This is a genomic window from Bradyrhizobium sp. BWA-3-5 (genome assembly GCF_032917985.1).
In the GTDB taxonomy this organism is placed as follows: Bacteria; Pseudomonadota; Alphaproteobacteria; order Rhizobiales; family Xanthobacteraceae; genus Bradyrhizobium.
Genome location: NZ_CP136626.1, coordinates 1,921,133 through 1,940,791 on the forward strand (window position 1 = coordinate 1,921,133; position 19,659 = coordinate 1,940,791).

13 protein-coding genes and 1 pseudogene are annotated in these 19,659 nt (G+C 58.0%); 4 read left to right on the top strand and 10 right to left on the bottom strand.

What is annotated here, in order from left to right; genetic code table 11:
• Positions 1-213 precede the first annotated feature (213 nt).
• The 7 genes from RX331_RS38735 to RX331_RS09250 form a co-directional block, all read right to left on the bottom strand.
• Positions 214-714 (bottom strand): integrase core domain-containing protein, encoded by a 501-nt coding sequence (locus RX331_RS38735; RefSeq protein WP_410708260.1) that lies wholly within the window; start codon positions 712-714, stop codon positions 214-216.
• Entirely contained in the window at positions 614-979 is a 366-nt protein-coding gene (locus tag RX331_RS09225; RefSeq protein ID WP_317256262.1) for a hypothetical protein, read from the bottom strand. Before RX331_RS09225 ends, RX331_RS38735 begins: the two co-directional genes overlap by 101 nt.
• A 468-nt stretch (positions 980-1,447) precedes the next feature.
• Positions 1,448-2,890: an oligosaccharide flippase family protein gene (locus tag RX331_RS09230; protein WP_317256263.1), complete on the bottom strand. Its 1,443-nt coding sequence runs from the start codon at positions 2,888-2,890 to the stop codon at positions 1,448-1,450.
• 87 nt (positions 2,891-2,977) lie between these two features.
• On the bottom strand, positions 2,978-3,304 hold the full coding sequence (locus tag RX331_RS09235) for a transposase (RefSeq protein ID WP_317256264.1): 327 nt from the start codon (positions 3,302-3,304) through the stop codon (positions 2,978-2,980).
• A gap of 180 nt (positions 3,305-3,484) precedes the next feature.
• Positions 3,485-4,195 carry a polysaccharide lyase gene (locus RX331_RS09240; RefSeq protein WP_317256265.1) on the bottom strand — a complete coding sequence of 237 codons (711 nt, stop codon included), beginning with the start codon at positions 4,193-4,195 and terminating at the stop codon, positions 3,485-3,487.
• Between the two features lie 695 nt (positions 4,196-4,890).
• Positions 4,891-6,075 carry a GNAT family N-acetyltransferase gene (locus tag RX331_RS09245; RefSeq protein ID WP_317256266.1) on the bottom strand — a complete coding sequence of 395 codons (1,185 nt, stop codon included), beginning with the start codon at positions 6,073-6,075 and terminating at the stop codon, positions 4,891-4,893.
• 549 nt (positions 6,076-6,624) lie between these two features.
• A complete protein-coding gene (locus tag RX331_RS09250; RefSeq protein WP_317258075.1) occupies positions 6,625-9,297 on the bottom strand; it encodes an AMP-binding protein in 2,673 nt (890 codons plus the stop codon).
• Positions 9,298-10,116: 819 nt separating this feature from the next.
• On the opposite strand from RX331_RS09250, the gene RX331_RS09255 reads away from it, so the two are divergent.
• Positions 10,117-12,633, top strand: coding sequence for a hypothetical protein (locus RX331_RS09255; protein WP_317256267.1), 2,517 nt, complete (start codon positions 10,117-10,119; stop codon positions 12,631-12,633).
• A 12-nt stretch (positions 12,634-12,645) separates the two neighbouring features.
• Here the strand turns inward: RX331_RS09255 and galE are convergent, their stop codons facing one another.
• On the bottom strand, positions 12,646-13,656 hold the full coding sequence (gene galE, locus RX331_RS09260; protein ID WP_317256268.1) for a UDP-glucose 4-epimerase GalE: 1,011 nt from the start codon (positions 13,654-13,656) through the stop codon (positions 12,646-12,648).
• Positions 13,657-13,819: 163 nt separating this feature from the next.
• On the bottom strand, positions 13,820-14,698 hold the full coding sequence (locus RX331_RS09265; RefSeq protein WP_317256269.1) for a response regulator transcription factor: 879 nt from the start codon (positions 14,696-14,698) through the stop codon (positions 13,820-13,822).
• Between the two features lie 1,438 nt (positions 14,699-16,136).
• Here RX331_RS09265 and RX331_RS09270 point away from each other — a divergent pair.
• The 3 genes from RX331_RS09270 to RX331_RS09280 all read left to right on the top strand — a co-directional run bounded on the left by RX331_RS09270 (position 16,137) and on the right by RX331_RS09280 (position 19,144).
• Positions 16,137-16,757, top strand: coding sequence for a response regulator transcription factor (locus RX331_RS09270; RefSeq protein WP_317256270.1), 621 nt, complete (start codon positions 16,137-16,139; stop codon positions 16,755-16,757).
• Positions 16,758-17,194: 437 nt separating this feature from the next.
• Positions 17,195-18,381 (top strand): IS3 family transposase gene (locus RX331_RS09275; RefSeq protein WP_317256271.1). Its coding sequence is split into 2 segments (ribosomal slippage): positions 17,195-17,453 and positions 17,453-18,381, totalling 1,188 coding nucleotides; the frame shifts between segments, so codons are not numbered across the junction.
• A gap of 427 nt (positions 18,382-18,808) precedes the next feature.
• Positions 18,809-19,144, top strand: coding sequence for a helix-turn-helix transcriptional regulator (locus RX331_RS09280; RefSeq protein ID WP_317256272.1), 336 nt, complete (start codon positions 18,809-18,811; stop codon positions 19,142-19,144).
• A gap of 96 nt (positions 19,145-19,240) precedes the next feature.
• On the opposite strand, the pseudogene RX331_RS09285 reads toward RX331_RS09280, so the two are convergent.
• Positions 19,241-19,324 (bottom strand): annotated as a pseudogene (locus RX331_RS09285) (heat-shock protein); the annotation flags it as partial.
• Positions 19,325-19,659: the final 335 nt, after the last annotated feature.

Consider the following 19,659-nt stretch of genomic DNA (forward strand, 5'->3'; position numbering starts at 1 on the left):
ACCTTCTGCCATTCGACCCCTCCGGGTCTCTGAGCCTACGACAGGTGCCCACTCATCGGAGGAGGCTCAATACTTCGCGGCAAAGCAGTTCGAAGGCCGTGGGATGGGAGGCGCCAACGGGCCCCGGTATCCGGCCGGCCCGATGACAAACTCCTCGATAACTATCAACTACCTTTGCCGCACAACGGGGTGATGGGCTTGGCTGCGCTCTACCTATGCTACGCAGCTTCCGCCGCGCCAGCCCCGCGCGTGCGCGTTCGGTCCCGGGTGATTGGCAAGCAGCGCTTCGATGGGAGCGCGGTAGCCGAGGCATTTGAGGCGGGTCCGATTGTAATCGGCGACGAACCGACTGAGGAAGGCATTGCGATCGGCCTGGCAGGCAAAGAACCGGTGGGCGTTGCCGCGCTTTGGTTCGCGGCCGATAGCTTCGGCGATGCGGCGGTTGAAGCGTTCGACGAGGCCGTTGGTTTGCGGCCGGTAGGGCTGGTCAGGCGATGCTCGATCCTGTGGCTTGCACAGATGACGTCGAACGGATGCCGGCCGGAAGGTCGATCGTGCGGTTTGGCTTTCATATCGACGGCGAAGCGGTCGGTAAACTCGCTGCCATTGTCGGTCAGGATGGTATGAACCGGATAGGGGAAGTGAGCCAGGAAAGCTTGAGGAAGCTGGCCGAGGTGTTGGCGTCGCGTCTGGAATGGACCTCCACATAGGCATATCGCGTGGCACGGTCGATCGCGACATAGACATAGCTCTTGCGCCGCTCCAGGGCGGGCACATGATTGAGGTCGATATGGATGAAGCCGACGGCCGTCTGCTCAAAGATGCCCGCTTTAAGTCTTTCAGCTTTCGATCTTTGGCTGATGCCGTAGCGTTGCAGACAGCTATGGATGGCGCTACGCGACAGGTCGGTCGGATACAGCGCTGCATCACCTCGACGATGTCGTCCAAGGGCAAATGCAGTGATGTCCGCAGCTGGCAAACAAGCGTCTCTTCTGTGGCCGTCAGACTGGTCGACAACTTCTTGGGCCGGTGCGAGCGGTCCTCAACCGTGGTCCGGCCGCGCCAGCGGCGAATAGTTGTCTCGCCGACACCGAGTTCCCTCGAAAGCTCTGCGACCGACTTCCTACTGCGCTGGATGTAAGCCCGCGTCTTCGGCGTCGTGGCCGCCTTGGCGTGCAGGTTCAGCTCCATGACCCAAGGCGCTCCCTGACGTGATGGATGCCACGTTCTACACCGATTCCATCAACCCAATCATCCGGGACCAAACACGCGCGCAGAGGGCAAGGATCAGGCGAGTGTGGAGCGTCGAAGACGCCGATATCGATCGGCGTCACGCTGACGATGGCTCGGCACTCGCGCGCAGCCAGCGGCATCCTGTCCAATCGCTTCCACGACCTCGGCGATCCGCAGCTAGGCACCACGCTGCCGTGTCGGGCGTCGGCGATCCTCATCTTCTAAGCCGAAGGAACGGGACAAGAAAGCTTGAAATAGCTGCGCGATCCTCGCTTTTAAAAAGGAGTCGCCACGCCAATCCGGCATACAGAGCAAAGGATATCGCCGCCTGAAGGATGGTAGTGGGGAGCGTCCGATCGTCGAACGGCCACATCACCAGATAGGAAAGCCCTGACGTCGTGACGGCCAATGCTGTTGTCGTTGCGACGGAGATGCCGACGATTCTGATACGGAACATGGTACGCACAATGGTATAGCGAACGAGATCAATTGCAACGAGGGTGGTAAAGCTTGCTAGCGCGGCACCCAGTTGTCCGTAGCGCGGAATCAGGATCGAGCACATCAGCAGAGAAAATAGAAGTCCGCATCCTAAAAGGATGGTCTCCCGGACATGCCAACCTGTCATGGAAAGCGCAAATCCACTGTAACCAAATATGGTCTGTAGAAATATTCTAGAAGCGACAAGCGCGACAACAAGGAAGTCCACCACAAAGGACGGTCCCAAGACCAGATCGATGCGGGTTCCCCAGAAAAGAACAGCGGCAAAGATTGGCGCGGATAAGAGGGCAGTGCGACGGGCATTGTCCGCTAGCAGCGTCTCCATCGCTAGGACTCTGTTGTTTTGAAAAGACAACGCAACACGAGGGCCCAAGGTCTGTCCGAGCGCCTCTCCTAAAAGCCCGATGAGTTGTGCGACCATGAGGATAGCAGCGTATTGGCCGACGTCTTTCGACGTTGCAAAATGGCCAAGAAAAAGCGAATCAGCACTCCGGATCCAGGCGGCAAAAACCACCGAAGCTCCAATGCTCGGCGAATAAATAAATACAGACCGAATGTCCGCCCAATTCTTGGGATGAGGGGAAGTACTGAGGGCCATGTTCCTTCGGGCGAGCAAGGCTAGCACCGCCCAGGAGATGACATATGACGCGCATGTCGCGACGACAACGGCCCACAACCGAAATCCAAGGACAAACAGCAGGCCCATTATCGTCACTCGGATGGTGGGCTGCACCACGAAGTTTGCCAGGATGGAAGGCGTGGGATTCAAGATTCCCCGATAGGCCCCGCCCAACACAGCAATATCAGTTGCAAAAGGGAGTGCTATTAGGGTGACGAGAAGGACATTCGCGAAATCCGGATAACGGTAGATCGACTGCTCGATATAGTTGCCTAACCCGGTGGCCACCAGGACCGGAGGCATGATCGCGAGGCCGAAGGTCACAAAGCGGAAGAATGTCAGTTGTCCAAGTCGGCTGGAAAGCTGTTCCCGTGCGGAACCGAGATGGCGTTGAAGCGCAATGTCCAACCCGAGGGGGGTAACAACGCTGCAGCTATCCAGGACACTACGAGCGACGTTGAACATTCCGTACTGAGTTGCCCCAATTACTCGCGCGATCAGGATGCCTGCGACGAAGCTTACGACTTTCGCATAGGTCATTGCGGCGGCGTTGAATGGTACTCCTTTCAGAGAGTAGTGGGGCGTATCTTTTATGGTCGGGCTAGAGTCCATAGTCAAAATACCCCTTCATTTTTGCAGATCGCTCCGCATCGCATCAAACCGCGGAAACTTGACCAGCTTGCTCGGCGCTGGCTCATTGGCGCAACCACTCCAGAAGTTTTCGCCGTGCCGCGCCATTAGTTGCGACGGATCGAGCCCATTTGGGTGCGCAATTGCCGATACATTCGTTCCTGAAACCAACGTCTCTCCAACGATGCTGGCCTTCTCCTCATCCGACCAGGACCTGCACCTGCGCGCCGGATTGCTCGACAGTTGCACAGGGAGCGCCGCGAGAACTTCGAAGCTTCTGCTATCAGACATACGTTCGCTCACAGGAAACCGCGAGGAGATCATCTGCTATTCGAGCACGCCGCGCTATGTGGAGACCCCTTACGTGCTTACGTCAGGCATTGACTCGTGAACTCGGAGGACGCCCGAAGACAACAGCTCGGTCAATTTCCACTCGGTTTCCGTCGCACCAGTTGCTGGCTCTCGCCGGTATTGAATTAATAAACAAACTTCCAATCAAACCGCTCAAATCTCACGCGCAAAAACGTCTGTAAAAAAAATCTCCCTTGTCTTGAATTCAGGAGGGACACTCAAGTGTACCCATGAAGGGGCATACACCCCAAATTTAAGGTAAGGAGCCAATAGATTGTTGTAACAATTCGCGCCGTGCCTCTGGAAAACTACATTACCGTCCTTTTCGACCTCTATCATCCCATCCTTATCGAGCGACCACTTGGTACGAAAAATCCAATTGGTCCACTTTCCGCGTTCAAATGGCTGCGACCATGGGGCATCATGACGGATGTCCCCTTTTCGATCCAGCCAGGTTGGAACCTGCCCCCAAGCTGTCCGGAGAACCCAGGTATCATTCAGTAAGCTCAACTCGAGTGGGGGAGCGAGCCCCCATTCGCCTTTCCAATTGTCCGGAACGTTGTGCATCTGCATCACTACGACCTGATTGCTATCGGGCTGCCAACCCAGCGGCACGAAGATCTTAAATCCATATTCATACAGTCGGTGAAACTCTGTCGCCTGCAATCGGAATTCGGATCGATGAGCGCCCTTAACGAGGGGCTGATAGAAATTTATCTCGAATCTCACGGCGCTTTTAGAACTCCACTTGGGCGCGTCAACAACTACTGCAGACCCGTTACAGCAAACTTGCTTTGCCAAGCTATTCCATCGTGAAAAATCGCGGGTTGCAAATTCATCGTACATGGGGATGCGCCCCATCATGAAAATGCTCGAAAACAAGAAAACGGCCTCAGCCGCACATGCAGCTAGCACGCAAAGGACTACGCCTGCGGTTGCCAACTTGACAAAGGAAATCTTATGCAAGCCATACCTCAAGTTCCTGTGACCTGACGCTTGATCCACGGCATTTCTCTGCTGAAAGTTTCGCTACACACTATTGTGCAACGGTTTCATCGTGCACGACGTCGCGACCTTCGAACTATCGGAAAAATCGACAAACCAACCATTCTCATCAAGTATCTGGCGCAACATGCGTCTTCAGGACAAAGGCCGCAGCACCTGGGCAAAACCGCGCTGTAGAAGCTCTACAATAGCGTGGTCACACGCCCATGCCCTACTGTAAACTTCGCCCCGGATGCGAACCTTTTTGGACTACCCCCTCGACCGCTTGGACAGTCAATGGCGAACTCCATGCCGCACTGCGGACGGCTGCTTGCCGAGCTTTTTTCCCGCGCTTTCCAAGCTTGGGACGCCCTGTTGTCCTGGGGTCGTCGTGGCGGCATTTCGTGGATCCAGCCGTCCAAAGAACGAGCTCCAGGCCGAAGCGAGAGCGGAGAGCTGCCCGTTCCCCCATCCAGCCGCAGGGGGTCTGACGAACAACCTGTTGCCGGGAGAGATCACTCCAGCAATAAGCAAGGACTGGACGTTCGATACAGAATTTTCTAAGCGCAAACCTGCTAGGGACGGAAGGGTTTTAGGAGCCAGCCCCAAGGTATGGAATGAAGAGCCTCAGCTTCTTTTTTTTGAAGATTCGTGGCAATCGTTCGTATGATCCGCTTGGCACCGCGTAGCCTGGATTCGATGCGGCGCTCTGGACTGTCTCTGCCTATCGCGATCCACTTCATGGCATGCTCACTGTTAGACAGATGGGACTTATGTCCACCGGGATGAGCCAGGAAGTCGTAGCCGCGTTCTCCGCGTGCGATGCTGTCCTCAATAGACAGCACATGGCTGACAAGCCCGGGCTTCAGCCGGGCATCGCTCTCATAGAGAAAGCCGCTTTGGTAGTTAAGGACACAGCCGTCATGCACGAAATTATACAAGACCCCAATTGTTTGGTCCCCAACCAAGGTCCGTGAGATGCGGACGGCCCCCGTGGGGACTCCGCGCGCTATTAGCTCCTCGTGAAACGGGCGAAAGCCCGGATTGGCGAAGGACCCCTTGCGTCCCCATCGCGACCAATGAAAGTCGCTCAGCAAATCGAACGCGGCGAGCGCCTCCGGGGTCGTTTCCATGATCCGGAGTTCAATAGGGCCGCGTTCCGCATACAACCGCATGGCACGGCTCACGGCCTGGCGAGTACTGCGGCCCAATGTGGCGCGATAATTCCTCCCTTGCTGGCGGAATTTGGCGAAATCAACCCACGGTGCCGGACTAGCCTGTTTCACCTCGGTCATGAGACCGGCCCGGTCTGCGGCGCGACAAGCGGCCAACTCAAGATCTGGATCAATTGCTGAGAGTACTAACTGATCCGAATGGTACAAGCGGGACGTCAACGCATCCAGACCTGCCGATATGATGGCATCGGGTTGCTCTGCAAGAATATTATTGTATTCGATGGACAATCGGTCAAAACGAGTATCGCCTGTTTCATTAAGCAGCCAACGCGCCCGCGCATGCGGCCCGAAACTCCACGCTCTGCGGCGGCAAATAATCGCCAGGCCAACAATCTGGCTTGACGACCGAGCGATGAGGACGTGTGGTTGGGAGCCAGCCGGGAGATGCCGTAGCCAAGTGCCGATCCAAAGCCAAGATAAAAAGAATGGGTGAGACACGCGCGCTTCGAGCTCCTGCCAGGAAGTTTCAAGCCACGCCATGCTGTTCAGGGTCTCCAGGCTGACATCGATGACCGTCTCAGGCATGGCTGATTTCTCCTTCAAGGCCAGAGGACTGCAAACGTGCTGCGACGGAAAGACCGAAATGCCCAGCCGCAATGATCGGGGAAGATTCGACGAAGGATCCGGATGGCTGGTCACACATATTTCTGGCGGGACACGCCCTATTGGGCGTCTCGAACCGCCGCTCCGGCGAAATAACGGAACTATATCAGGAATACGATCCATGTGTGGGCCCTTCCTGATTACCCAGGACAGCCTCTCCGGCCCTGGTGCGAGCGGTGCATCACGCTATCTCGCAACCGACCACCATTGCTGCGGCAGGTTATCGATTTGCTGCTCGTTCAGTGCCGTGCTGCGCGATCTCCGCTGTGTCGAGCAGATATCCTTGCTGTCTCCCAGCTTCGAGTCGTCAATTCCAGACTTCTATTTCAGCGACTTCGCGAACAATCAGGGTCCCTTCGCCACAACCGGATTTCAGAACGTGCGAGCGCTTTGTCGTTTCAAATCTAAAGGTCCCAGCCCTTGTTCGATGCCACGGGGCCGACCAATTGCACAATTGGATGCCCGCTTAGGCTAGGAGCGCCTTTCCACAAACTTTGGTGCATAGCCAGGCGACGTGTGCGAATTCACTGACGGAGGCTCTACATCAGCCAGAGCGTCAATCCTTTGCCGCAAATGATCCGCCAGCAGTTCCGCGCCGATCGTCAGGGAGCCACGATGTCCCCCAGGCACCTGGACCACTTCGAGTCGAGAACTGAGATGCCGCCACGCGCGACCTTCGTAGTCGGCTGCGTAAAAGGTCACTGGCACCTCGAGCGGCGCCGGGAGATAGTGCGCCATTGCGATTGAATAAGCGTCCCATAATGCGCGCGGGATCTCATTATAACTGGGATTGGACAAAGCGTTGTATGGCTTGGCTATCGTATTCTGTTCTCTCGTCCGCGCTATGAAGAACCGCTCCAGCCGCGCCATCAGTTCATAGGTCCAGCGCAAAAGATAAGGCGAAACGATCGGCTTCATCAGTCCGATGATCGCTCGCGGCACCGGGCGGGCCACGACGGTCGGCGGGTCGACCATCGCAACCAGATCGACCTTGTGGCCGGCTGCCATCAGCAGGCGGGCTGTTTCTAATGCCACCATCGCGCCGTTGCATTTGCCGCCAAGCAGGAAGGGGCCGCTCGCCTGCCGCTTTAGGATAAGCGGCAGGCGGTCTGCGGCCATTTCCTCGATCGACCGCGGAATCGGTTCCCCGCGAAGACCATGGGGATTGATAGAAATGATCGGGTAATCGGGCCCTAAGAGCTCCACCATCTGCCGCACCGACGTGTGTCCGCTGACGAGGTCTCCATTGAAGAAGTACAGCTGACGCCGATGGTCACCGGCATAGAGCTGGAAGAACGGCTCGGCCGCGCCCGTCTCGGTGGCAACCCTTGGGGCAAGTTGTCGGATGGTCTCCGCCCCGAACAGGATCGCTTCCGGTACAGGGTGGCCAATGATCCGCTCAAGTTCTATGAGCATTTCCATCGCCAGAAGCGAGTCACCACCGCTGGCAAAAAAATCATCGTCGATCGTCAAAGCTTCGCAATTGAGCAGTCTCCGCCATAGAGTAAGCAATTCGGCTTCCAGATTAAGCGACGCTTTATTTAAATTTGGCACCGGTAACGTCGCCTGATTGCCCAACCGGTTGTCGAGCAACTCACGCAGCCGTCGCCGCTGAACCTTTCCTGTCGGCCCCTTCGGCAATTGGTCCACGGTGAGTATATGGCGTGGGATCTTGAACGAAGCTAACTCGCGTTGCAGGAAGAAGCGAAGCTCCGCAGGTGTCGCCTGCGCGCCAGGGTGTAGAATGATGGCGGCTGCGACGTCTTCGCCCAGCCGTGGATGGAAGATCGCAAAAACAGCGGCCTCCGCTATGGCTGGATGGCGTCGTAGCGCGGCGTCGATCTCAGAGGGTGCGATCTTCTCACCGCCGCGGTTGATCACGTCGCTCAGGCGGCCGTGCAGGTAGAGGAAGCCATCTGCGTCAAGGCTGCCGATATCGCCCGTACGAAACCAACCTCTTATGAAAGCAGCTTGATTGAGTGCCGGCGCATCGAGATAGCCAGATGTCACGGTGGGCCCACGAACCCAGATCTCACCCCGCTCGCCGGCTGGCAAGGGATGTCCATCCTCATCAACAACAGCCACGGTATCAGGCCAAGGTTGCCCGCAAGTCCCTAGCCTGTTCGGCCCGGGCGGCGGCACGTTGGCGGCGATCTGCGCGGCTTCGCTGGAACCGTAGTGCTCGAGCACCGGCACGCCCAAAATCTGCTGCAGATCGCCCTGCACCTCCGTTGGGAGCGGCGCGCCGCCCGATACAACGAAACGCAGAGTGTGCACCGCCTGCGCATTCCCGAGTTTTTTTGCCTTGTCTAGCACGGCGGCGTGAAGCGTGGGACCTGCCGAGTACCATGTCGGCCGCAGGACATCGAGCCACTCGTCCAGCGCCAGGACGGCAGCGTTCGCCGGGACGGCAATGCTGCCGCCTGTCAGGAGCGGTGTGAACACCGTAACTTTGAGCCCATGGGAATAGTAGGGGGACGAAACGCTCAGGCAACGGTCCCGGTGTGTGAGGCCAAACCAGGCTTGAAGCCGTGCTGCCGCCGCCAGCATATTGCTATGACTGAAGGGAATGAGCTTCGGTTGCGCGGTCGTGCCCGACGTCTGCAGGATGAATGCAGGCGAACTCGGATCAGGCTCCGCGTCTATCGCAGGGAAGTTGGAAACCTGCACTGCGATATTGAGTTCAAGCTGGCCGTTTACGACCGGAGCGGCTTCGATGATGACAACCCGTCTCCGCTCAGCGGCCTGACGAGCTTCAAAGTCACGTCCTTGCGGCATGATAAGAGCGTCCAGGCGCAGCATCTCGAGACGCTGATCGATCTCCGCCGGCGACAGCCGCGCATCAAGAGGAACCGCAATGCTGCAGCAGGCCACGGCCACGATGCCGAGAACCGCCTCAGGGCCGTTCGGCATGAGCACCCCGATTCGGGCCCCGCAATCGAACCCCGCCAAACGCAGCTGCCGGCGGACGTGGTCCAATTGGCGCTGAAGACCATCATATGTCAGCGGCGCAAACGTTGCGGAGACGATCGCAGGCTGGTGCGGAAACGAACTGGCGGTCCGACTAATGACTCGGCCCAGCGTCGATTGGGCTTCCGGCTCTGTGCCATCGCGGGCGGATGAGGCTCCCCCAAACCAGGTCACGCGTTCCGGTCCGCCGCTTTCTAGGAGCAAATTCTCCTCCCTGAACTTGGCGCCCGGTTGGTGTCACACACCACACCATCGTCACACCATCGTCACGAGTGCTGTTCGCCGAGGCCGCACGCAGCCACTCCACATCGCACACAAGCAATTGTGGCGATTAAGTCATTCATATAACAACGTTTTTGCTTTGATTTGGCAACTGGGAGTAGTGTGTACCTCGGAATGGTGAGGCGACCATTGTCTTACGGGGCCTCCTGGTTTGCTTCTCCGGAGCAGGTTCGGCGCCGCCATCCATCTCGACTTTCGGGCTGAGAGGCGACCGAAAGAACTTCCAAAGACGATCGCTTAGCGATTGTTGCGGAACATTGCGCCAGTTGATCGGCGTGCATCGCTCTCTAGTCCGTGTGATCTTTTGCCCCACACGATACCGATGTGTCGGCCCACCTCCGAAAGAGGTAGGGAGCAGCTTCCATACGAGTTATAGGATTCGCATCAGCGGAGCGCATAATGACGCATCCAAACAAGCCGTATGACCAATGTGAAAGGTGATTGCAGATGGGTCGCGCGGTCATTCTCTACGAGCAAATGAATGCCGCGTGCGGTATCGCAGGCCCGTTGGGAAAGGATTCGGACGGGACGCTGTTTGCGCGGAACACAATGAGGCGCCTGCACAAGCAGGGACGATCCGCAAACCCCTGGATAGCCGCGACTATGCTCGCGATGACATGGGCGTCGCAAACCCAGGCTAGCCCGAAACAAGCGCGACACCCGGCTGAGACCCAACACGCGATGGATCTCCGCAGTTTCGATTCCGATGGAATGGCAGGTTATGCCGGCTTCGAAGCCTTGCCGCCGAGCAGAGGCACAAACTACAAGTCGGTGCAGGTTGCGCAAGCAGCGCCCAGCGATGCAGGACAGCCCCGGCAGCGGGAACACCACTGGTCCGAGACACTGTCCTACGAACTCACCATTGCAAGGCGAGATATCGAGTTGTTGCAACGCCTTGAGCAAGAGCGGGAGCGGTTCTCGCGGTTGGAGCAAGATCTTGCGGCTGCTCGGCGCGACACCGAAACCAAAAACGCACAGGCGGCGAAAGCAAGTGAGGAAGCGTCCCGGCTAAAACAAGTCGAGGAGAGTGACCGGGCGAAATTGGAAACATCTTTGCAGCAGGAGCGCGAACGGTCCGCGCGGCTGGAAAAGGATCTCGCGGCAGCACGGCGTGATGTCGGGGCCCAGACTGCGTTGGCGGCGATGGCGGCCGAGGAAGCTTTGCAGCGGAAGCAGGCCGCGGAAGCCGGTGCCGGCGAGCTAAGGCAATCGATGCAGAAGGAGCGCGAAAGGGTCGACACGACCGCGCAAGACCCCTCGTTGATGCGGACCGCGATTTATGCGTACGAGGTTCAGGCCCGAAAAGCCGGCGATCAGCCGGCGGAGTTCAGGCAGGCTGTGGCAAACGCCGCTCGGCCGCCTTTCAAATCTGGGCAGGACGAGCGCGCCCGATCGGAGCGCCTTGAGCAGGAACTTGCGGCGGCGCGGCGCGACCTCGAGGCCCAGACGGCTCTGGTGGCGAAAGCCGGCGAGAAAGCGTCCCGGCTGCAACAAGCAGGCGAGCGCAGCCAGACGGAGCTGCAGAAGCCACTGCAGCAGGAACGGGAGCGGTCCGCGCGGCTAGAGCAGGATCTTGCGGCGGCGCGGCGCGAGGTGGAGACCCAGACAGCCCTGGCGGCGAAGGCAAACGAGCAAGTGTCCCAGCTGAAGGAGGCAAGCGAGCGCAGCGGCGCGGAGCATCAGGCGTTGCAGCAGGAGCGCGAGCGGTCTACGCGGCTAGAGCAGGATCTTGCGGCGGCGCGGCGCGAGGTGGAGGCCCAAACGGCACTGACGGCGAAAGCAAACGAGCAAGTGTCCCAGCTGAAGGAGGCAAGCGAGCGCGGCGGCGTGGAGCAGCAGACGTCGTTTCAGCAGCAGCGCGAGCGATCCGCCCGGCTGGAGCAAGATCTGGCGGCGGCGCGGCGTGAGGTGGAGACCCAGGCGGCCCTGGCGGCGAAGGCAAACGAGCAAGCGTCCCAGCTGAAGGAGGCAAGCGAACGCAGTGGCGCGGAGCTGCAGACGTCGTTTCAGCAGCAACGCGAGCGGTCCGCGCGGCTGGAGCAAGATCTGGCGGCGGCGCGGCGTGAGGTGGAGACCCAGACCGCCCTGGCGGCGAAGGCAAACGAGCAAGCGTCCCAGCTGAAGGAGGCAAGCGAGCGCAGTGGCGCGGAGCAGCAGACGTCGTTTCAGCAGGAGCGCGAGCGATCCGCCCGGCTGGAGCAAGATCTGGCGGCGGCGCGGCGTGAGGTGGTGATCCAGACGACCCTGGCGGCGAAGGTGAGCGACGAAGCATCCCGGCTGAAACAGGTAGGCGCGAGCAGTGAGGCCGAGCTGCAAAAGTCTTTGCAAGAGGAGCGGGAGCGGTCCGCAGGGCTGGAGCGGAGTCTTGCGACGGCCCGGCGGGACATCGAAACCCAGCCCGCACAAGCGACAAAGGCAATCAAGGAAGCTCTTCGATCCAAGCAGGCCGTGGAAGCAGATGTTGCCGAGCTGAGGCAATCAATCCAGAAGGAACGGAAAAAGGTCGAAGCGCTCGGTCAGGAGCTCGCGATTGCGCGCAGCGCGATCTATGCATATGAGGCCCAGGCTGCTGAACTGAGGCAGGCGGCTGCAGACGATGGGCCGCTGCTGAGAAAATCTGTGCAGGACGAGCGCGCTCGGGCGGCGCGGCTGGAACAGGAGCTCGCAAGCGCACGTCGCGACCTCGATATGCAGGTTACCCTGACTGCCAAGGCGAGCGATGAGGCCGTGCGAATGATGCAAGCCGCCGAGCGCGACGCAGCCTCGCTGCGCAGCTCACTGGATCAGGAGCGGGTTAGGGCTGAACAACTCGAGCGCGCTCTCGCCCTAGCAAAACAACATGCGCCCAGTGCCACGTCGGTTGGTTTGGCCGCGCGCAACAGGCCTGACAACGGGAAGGCGGTCGCAGATCGGTCACCAGCGGCGGGGGTTTTGAGTGACGCCCAGCCACAATCTAACAAGGCGGTAGCAGCGCTGCTCGTGCGCGCGAGCGCGTTGCTTGCGCAGGGAGATATAGGCGCGGCGCGGATTGTGCTGGAGCGCGCGATCGAGATGGGTAGCGTCCAAGCAAGCTTTTCACTCGCAGAAACCTATGATCCGTTGGTCCTTGCTAAATGGGGAACTCTTGGGACGCGCGGCGACGCCGTCAGAGCGCAAGACCTCTACGCCAAAGCCGATGCCGCAGGAATCAAGGAGGCGAAAGCGCGGATTGAGGCGCTTCGTCGATAGCAGCAAAGGCGCCTAGTTGCCGCGGTAGCCATTTGGATTTTTCATTTGCCATCGCCAATGGTCGGCGCACATCTGTGTCAATGATCGCCTTGATCTCCAACCCAATAGTTTGCGCGCCAGCGTTGGATCAGCATAACAGGTTGCTACGTCGCCGGGCCTGCGTTCACTGAACACGTAAGGAATTGGCCTGCCGCTCACAATCTCAAATGTCCGAACCACCTCCAAGACGCTACTGCCGCTTCCGGTCCCGAGGTTGAGGGTCAGTAGGCCCGGCTGTTTCAGGTAGCTCAGAGCACTTAGATGTCCGGATGCAAGATCTGCGACGTGAATGAAGTCGCGGACTCCCGTGCCGTCCGAAGTATCATAATCGTTTCCCCAGATGTGCAGCTTCTCACGGCTTCCGATGGCCACTTGAGCGACAAACGGCAACAGGTTATTGGGAACGCCCAACGGGTCTTCACCGATGAGTCCGCTTTCGTGAGCACCAACCGGATTGAAGTAGCGCAGAATAGCAATCCGCCAGCTTTCGTCAGATCTATAAAGATCCTTTAGCATTTCCTCGATGAAAACCTTTGTACGGCCGTACGGATTTGTTGGCGCGAGGGGATGCTTCTCGTCCAGTGGCAGGTACTTGGGAGTCCCATAAACGGTTGCGGAGGAGCTAAAAACGAGCGTCTTGACGCTAGCTCGTGCCATGGCCGATATCAGCCGCATCGTTCCCAAGACATTGTTCTGGTAATAGGTCATGGGACGAACGTTGGAATCGCCGACCGCCTTGAACCCCGCGAGGTGAATAACGGCGGTGACTTCATGGGCGCGCAATATTTCGTAGACCGCCTCTTCATCGCAGATGTCAGCATGTCGAAATACGAGCGATCGTCCGCAGATGGTTTGCACGCGTTCAAGAGACGCTTCGTTGCTGTTTGACAGGTTGTCGACTGCCACGACATCCAGCCCAGCCTCAAGTAACGCCAAAGCGACATGGGATCCTATGTAGCCGGCCCCTCCGGTCAACAAGATCATGTCGCAGCCTTCCGTTCGCCGCTTGCGCGGTTAGGCTAGGCACAGCTGCTGTAGGCACAGCTGCTGTCGATCCAGTCCAAACAAAATCGCGCGCATGCTCAAATCGCTAGTCTCGAGAATATCGCTCAAGAAAAGTGTCGCGAGAGGGTGACAACTGCCTGGCCTATTTTGCCAACCGTGCTGTGCGATTGCGTGTAAGTTGACCAATAGTGGGAGGTTTGACGTTATTTGTGGGCTGCCGGACCAACTCTGGCCGCGCCATTCCGTCGATCTGCTGGATGTCGGAAATAATTGATGGCGATTCCTGAAACTGCTCACCTGGATGGGGAACGTCAATTATCTGCCGCACCAGTGAACCATTATTCATACCCCAGATCGCTGCTTGAGTCCGATTGTGGACCCGAATCTTGCGAAGAATCGCCTTGACGTGGACCTTAACAGTCGCCTCCGCAATATCGATCTTGCGCGCTATCGACTTGTTGGAATCACCCGCGATCAGGCATTGCATAATCGTTTTTTCACGTGGGGACAGTTGCTGCGTTACGCCGCGTTCCGCCGTGAACGTGATCGTTCGATCATTGTCGTTGTGTGGCTCTGCCTTGGAGAAGTGGTCCCGTTCGGAATCGAGGATCGACAGCATGAAGGCGGGCGGGAAGATTGTTTCGCCCATCATCACCAGTTCAATGGATTTAACGAATACATCGCACGTCATGACATCGATGAAATAGCCGCTGGCGCCTGCCCGAAATGCCGAAACCATCTCGTCTAATCGGTAGTGATCTGCCACGACGGCAATGCGCGCTTTCGGATGCCGCTCCCGCAATAGCTCGATTTGTTCAACCGCGGATTCGAAATCATCGCCCGAATGGACAATGAGAACCAGCGAAGGGTGCGGGTGGAGTTTATTCGGGGGTAAATCTTGAGCGCATGAGACTGAGGCGACGGTGAGAAAATTTGCAGCGCTTAGAATTCTGGCAATTCCCTCTCTGATTAGAACGCTTTTTCCGACGATGAACGTTGCAAAAGATTGTCGCCTCCGCATTTTACTCTCCCGGTTTTACGCATTATTAACTTTGACAATCCCGAGGACGTGGTAATTAGGCTAGCATTCTCGATTAAGTGAAGTTCCCTGTCGTTCCGCTCCGTCGCTTTGGCTTTTCTAGAGGCTGGCGCTCAATTCCGGTCGCGTGATCTTCCTTTCACAACACTTCACAATCACAAAGAAAAACTTTACGAATTTTTGAGTCGAATTGCCAGCATCCATTTATATGCCTCTGGTTATAATCCCTCCGAGGGATGCCGTTCATCAGGGATAGAGGGAACGGCAAACATTTTTGGTCCGAGACGCGCTGTTTGTAGACATGCAGGCGAAGCTGCCGTCCCGCGAGCGTTGCAAAATTTCGATGGAACTTGGTCTGGGAAGACTTCATCGGTGAGGGGCTTAGACGGGCGGAAAGGCGCAGTCGCGCTTAAGTCAGATCCAAAGTTCCACGGGTGCTTTCGTCCTGCACGAATGCGCAGAGTATCTTCGGGGAACGCCGGCAGCGGAAAGTTTCTTTTTTGCGCCAAGGCATTGTCAATGCCCTGGTAAAGGATTCCGCATCAAGCAGGCGAGGTAGATAAGTGGGTAACTAAATTCGGATTAGAGTTATCATTTGCAGCGCCGCGGCGTCACTGACAATCGTCTTGGGATTTCGCATCGGGCCGCGAGGTGAGTTCACTGATCTTGGGCAACTGCGGAATGTTCTCGGCCGTGCTGGCTTTTACTTGATGCCGAAAAGGGTTTGGCGCCAAGCACTTGCGCAGCCAGGCAGGTTGCAGCGCCGCCCGGCCGAGTGTTACCAGCGCGGGCATACCGCCAGCGCGGAAGTAGTGGCGACCTGGGCCACCGCGCCGATGCTGCTTCAGCCTTGAGTCCGCTGCGCGGCTCAAACGCCACCACCCGTTCGGTGTTCGAGCGAATTCACCGTCCGCCGTCAAGATTCTAGCCGAGACTTGCAAGCGCACCGCGGGCCCTCAAGCCCTGGCCATGCTGCCCGGCGCAGATAATCGGGGTTGTTGAAGCTCCCGCGGACGCCAGGTGGTCGTAGGCTCTGACCTGATGGGGCGCACGTTCTCATCGCCCCTGGATTGGGTCGATAAACAACTGACCGGTCGCCCGATTCAGGGCTACCTCTTTGTTCTTTCTCGAAAAAGTTTTCTGATATTTAGTTCGAAATGTCGCGGCGTTCCTTCGTTCATTGGGGGAACCCGGTTAGGGGCGAATTTTCCGAGGCTCGGCCAACGAGGTTTTTCAGGCGTGCTTCAACCCGCTGTTGAAGCAAGCAAGTCTTCCTCTGCACGGCAGGTCGCCGATTCCAATACACCAAATGGTCGTATTCCTTGGAAATCGACGAGATTCGTGTAGAGTGCCCCCAGTGGGGCTTAGCTGGATTCATCCGGGCGCAAGTTCTAAATGGGGGCAGGCTGAGGACCGCCCGATGACGTGCACGACTCTGCTGATCGCAGACCACCATCCAGTGTTTCTGCAAGGTTTGATCAAGTCGCTCGAACCCTACCGCGAGTTCAATATTGTTGCATGTTGCAGTGATGGGAAGAGCTGTATCGACGCGCTACGCAGCCTTAGGCCTGACCTGGCCGTTCTTGCTGCCTCAATGCCTGACCTGACAGCGTGCAAAGCCCTTTCGACCGCAAAGTCGGAGCACCTTTCTACGCGACTGATCTTTTTCACCGAGTCCGACGAGGAACTCGTCGTGTCAACTGCCACCAATGGCTACAGCATCATTTCGAAGGAGGTGACGCCCGATGTTCTAGTGCGGTCCTTGCGGCAGGTCGCGCAAGGCAAGATGCTGTTGTCCCCGCTTTCATGCGAGCACGTCGCATCTCGAGAGCGAGCAGCGATCGCGGCCAACGCTTTGATGACACTAACTGAACGCGAGCATCAGATCATGCGCTTGGTATCAGAAGGCCTATCGAACAAGGAAATTGGAAAGCGGCTAAGTATTTCGGATGGCACTATCAAAGTGCATCTTCATCACATCTTTCAGAAGCTTGACATCAATAACCGGACTGTACTCGCGGCGCTTGCCATTTTCGAATGACGATCGCTTTAGGGCGATAGCTGTGTAATAGCCCTTGTTGACGGCAATAGGTGCAGTGCTCAGATCGAGCAGCTCGAGGTTGTTGAGACCGGCCTGCGCCGTCGGTGGATGAGAAGCTCAAGATCGTTTGGAGAGTTCGCAGACCCCACGGTCCGTCTCATCGACAGCGCGGCGCTCGGCATTTCGCGCTCGCTGCTGCTGACTTAGCGGCGATTGTTTAGGGCGCGGGCGAGACGTGAAGAAGGATCCCGGCCCGGCTTTTGCGCCGGCGATGCCGGACCTGCTGTCGGTGAAGCCGACAGAGTTAGCAACGTTAGCGAGCGGACGCATGGAGATGTCGTAGGCAATGCTTGCCGTGCGGTCGTGGATGCAGGTGACCTGCCACTGAGTATTTCCTCCAGCAGGAGTTAGAGTCCGCCCCGAAGAAGGACGGACGGATGAAGCGAGCAAGGTTCACGGAAGAGCAGATTATTGCTGTGTTGAAGGAGCATGAGGCCGGGGCGAAGACCGCCGATCTGGCTCGCAAGCACGGGATATCGGAAGCGACGATCTACAACTGGAAGGCCAAGTTTGGCGGCATGGATGTCTCCGAGGCCAGACGGCTGAAGGCGCTGGAAGATGAGAACGCGAAGCTGAAGAAGCTGCTGGCCGAGCAGATGCTCGATGCGGCTGCGCTACGCGAGCTTCTTTCAAAGAAATGGTAGGGCCCGCCGCCAAACCCGCTGCAGTGGCGCATCTGGAGGCCAAGATGGGCCTGTCGGAGCGGCGGGCCTGTTCGATTGTGGGCGCGGACCGGAAGATGATCCGCTACCGCTCCTGCCGGCCGCCAGACACCGAGCTTCGCGCCCGGCTACGCGAACTGGCCAACCAAAGCCGCCGGTTCGGCTATCGCCGGCTATTCGTCCTGCTGCGTCGGGAGGGCGAGCCTTCGGGCATAAACCGGATCCACCGGCTTTATCGGGAGGAAGGGCTCACAGTCCGTAAGCGGCGGGCCCGCCGCAAGGCCACGGGCAGCCGGGCGCCGATCTTGGTGGAAGCGAAGCCGAACGCACGCTGGTCCATCGACTTCGTCTACGATCAGTTCGCCAATGGACGGCGCCTCCGCGTCCTCAACATCGTCGACGATGTCACCAAGGAATGCCTGGGTGCGATCCCGGACACGTCGATCTCCGGACGGCGGGTGGCTCGGGAACTGACAATGATCGTCGAGCGGCGCGGCAAGCCGGGCTCGATTGTCTCCAACAATGGCACCGAGTTCACCTGCAACGCCATGCTGGCCTGGTGCAAGGACACTGGCATCGACTGGCACTTCATCGCGCCAGGCAAGCCGATCCAGAATGCCTTCGTCGAGAGCTTCAACGGTCGCATGCGCGATGAACTGCTCAACGAGACCCTGTTCTTCGATCTTGACGACGCCAGGACGAAGATTGCGGTGTGGGTTGCCGACTACAACAGCGACCGTCCGCACTCTTCGCTGAAATACCTCACCCCGGCGGCCTACGCTGCCACATTCACCGCAACGGGCGATCGGCTGCGCAACCCCGACCAGCTCCGCCGATCGCCCGTTGCTCCACCTGCGCCACTCGGCGTACAAACCCCGGAGACTCTAACCGCCAATGGATGAAAATTCAGTGGCAGGTCACAGGTATTCATATGACGCGTTGTCTCACGTGTTGGATCTGCTGGAGCGGCGATGATACCGATCGCAGCAGGGGCGAGGATCTGGACCGCAACCGGTCACACTGTCATGCGCAAGGCATGCAGGTCCGCGTTGCCGGTCTGGGAAGGTGCTTCTGGATCAATTTCGATCCCTGAATTGCCGCGCGCTATCGAGCACCTGCAGTCAAACGGGTCAACATAGCCGCCGGACTACCCTGAGACGCAAAAGTGTAAAATGTCGGCGCTCCGGAGTGCAAAAGGGGCCTATCGTGGTGTTGCTGTAAGTCAATCGTGGTAACCCGTCCTCGCTCGTTCTCCTCCGGCCAACTCGATCTAGATTATAGCTCCGTACGTCATCGCCACACGGTTTTACAGAGGCGCAAGGTGACAAAATGAACGGACACCTGAAGGCCGGCTTCGGTTCTCGGCTGAGACAGTTGAGACAAGATCGCTCGATGACAGCCGTCGACCTGGCGAGGCGGGTCAACGTCACACCGCCGGCCGTTTCACATTGGGAACATCAAACGAAGGTGCCCAACACCAGCAGGCTTCAGGCGGTTGCGGATGCCTTGGGTGTCAGTATCGACCTTCTCAAGGGCAGTGAGACATCCAATCAGCCAGAATGCGACTATAAGCCGTCGATTGAATTGGACCTCGAACAGCTCATTCGAGCGATAGAGGCCAAGGGTTTCAGCGTTGAGGTGAGATCTCGAGAGAAGCGGCATTGAAGTATCCGTCCTGGCCGGCCGCCCGTGTAGTTTGAGCGGAGCCCGATGATTGTGGTCTTAAGTCTAGCCTTACGCTCATGTCGCAAAACGCAGGTCACGCTGGGCCATTTCCGCGAGATCAAAGAGGCTGTCGATGCCAATGGTCGAGCGCCACAGGGGAGAGAAGTCGTAAGTGCGCATAAAAATCCTCTCCAAAGAGCAAGTTGGTTGCGAGCGGCACCGGACACGACCAGTGCCCGTCTGCTGGCCCGGGCCCATCAGGCGCCCGGGCGCCACAAAAATTAGCAAGTTTGTTTTTGGTTTCAAGAGGGCGAAACGTGTCTTGGCCCGGCGCATTTAGGCGTGACTGCGGATGCTCCATCGCGCCATTCTGACAAGAGAAAATCCAATTGCAGGTTCTATGCAGGTCCAACAATACATATGTCGGATTGGGCGTTGATTTTCCTCGCGAATCACGCGTCGCTTAATCAGCGGGTCCCAGGTTCGAGTCCTGGTGCGCCCACAAAGCCCTTTCA

Coding starts and splice junctions, on each gene's coding strand:
- RX331_RS38735 (WP_410708260.1), bottom strand. CDS start 714: ATGCCTATGTGGAGGTCCATTCCAGACGCGACGCCAACACCTCGGCCA.
- RX331_RS09230 (WP_317256263.1), bottom strand. CDS start 2,890: ATGACCTATGCGAAAGTCGTAAGCTTCGTCGCAGGCATCCTGATCGCG.
- RX331_RS09235 (WP_317256264.1), bottom strand. CDS start 3,304: ATGATCTCCTCGCGGTTTCCTGTGAGCGAACGTATGTCTGATAGCAGA.
- RX331_RS09240 (WP_317256265.1), bottom strand. CDS start 4,195: ATGATGGGGCGCATCCCCATGTACGATGAATTTGCAACCCGCGATTTT.
- RX331_RS09245 (WP_317256266.1), bottom strand. CDS start 6,075: ATGCCTGAGACGGTCATCGATGTCAGCCTGGAGACCCTGAACAGCATG.
- RX331_RS09255 (WP_317256267.1), top strand. CDS start 10,117: ATGGCAGGTTATGCCGGCTTCGAAGCCTTGCCGCCGAGCAGAGGCACA.
- galE (WP_317256268.1), bottom strand. CDS start 13,656: ATGATCTTGTTGACCGGAGGGGCCGGCTACATAGGATCCCATGTCGCT.
- RX331_RS09265 (WP_317256269.1), bottom strand. CDS start 14,698: ATGCGGAGGCGACAATCTTTTGCAACGTTCATCGTCGGAAAAAGCGTT.
- RX331_RS09270 (WP_317256270.1), top strand. CDS start 16,137: ATGACGTGCACGACTCTGCTGATCGCAGACCACCATCCAGTGTTTCTG.
- RX331_RS09280 (WP_317256272.1), top strand. CDS start 18,809: ATGAACGGACACCTGAAGGCCGGCTTCGGTTCTCGGCTGAGACAGTTG.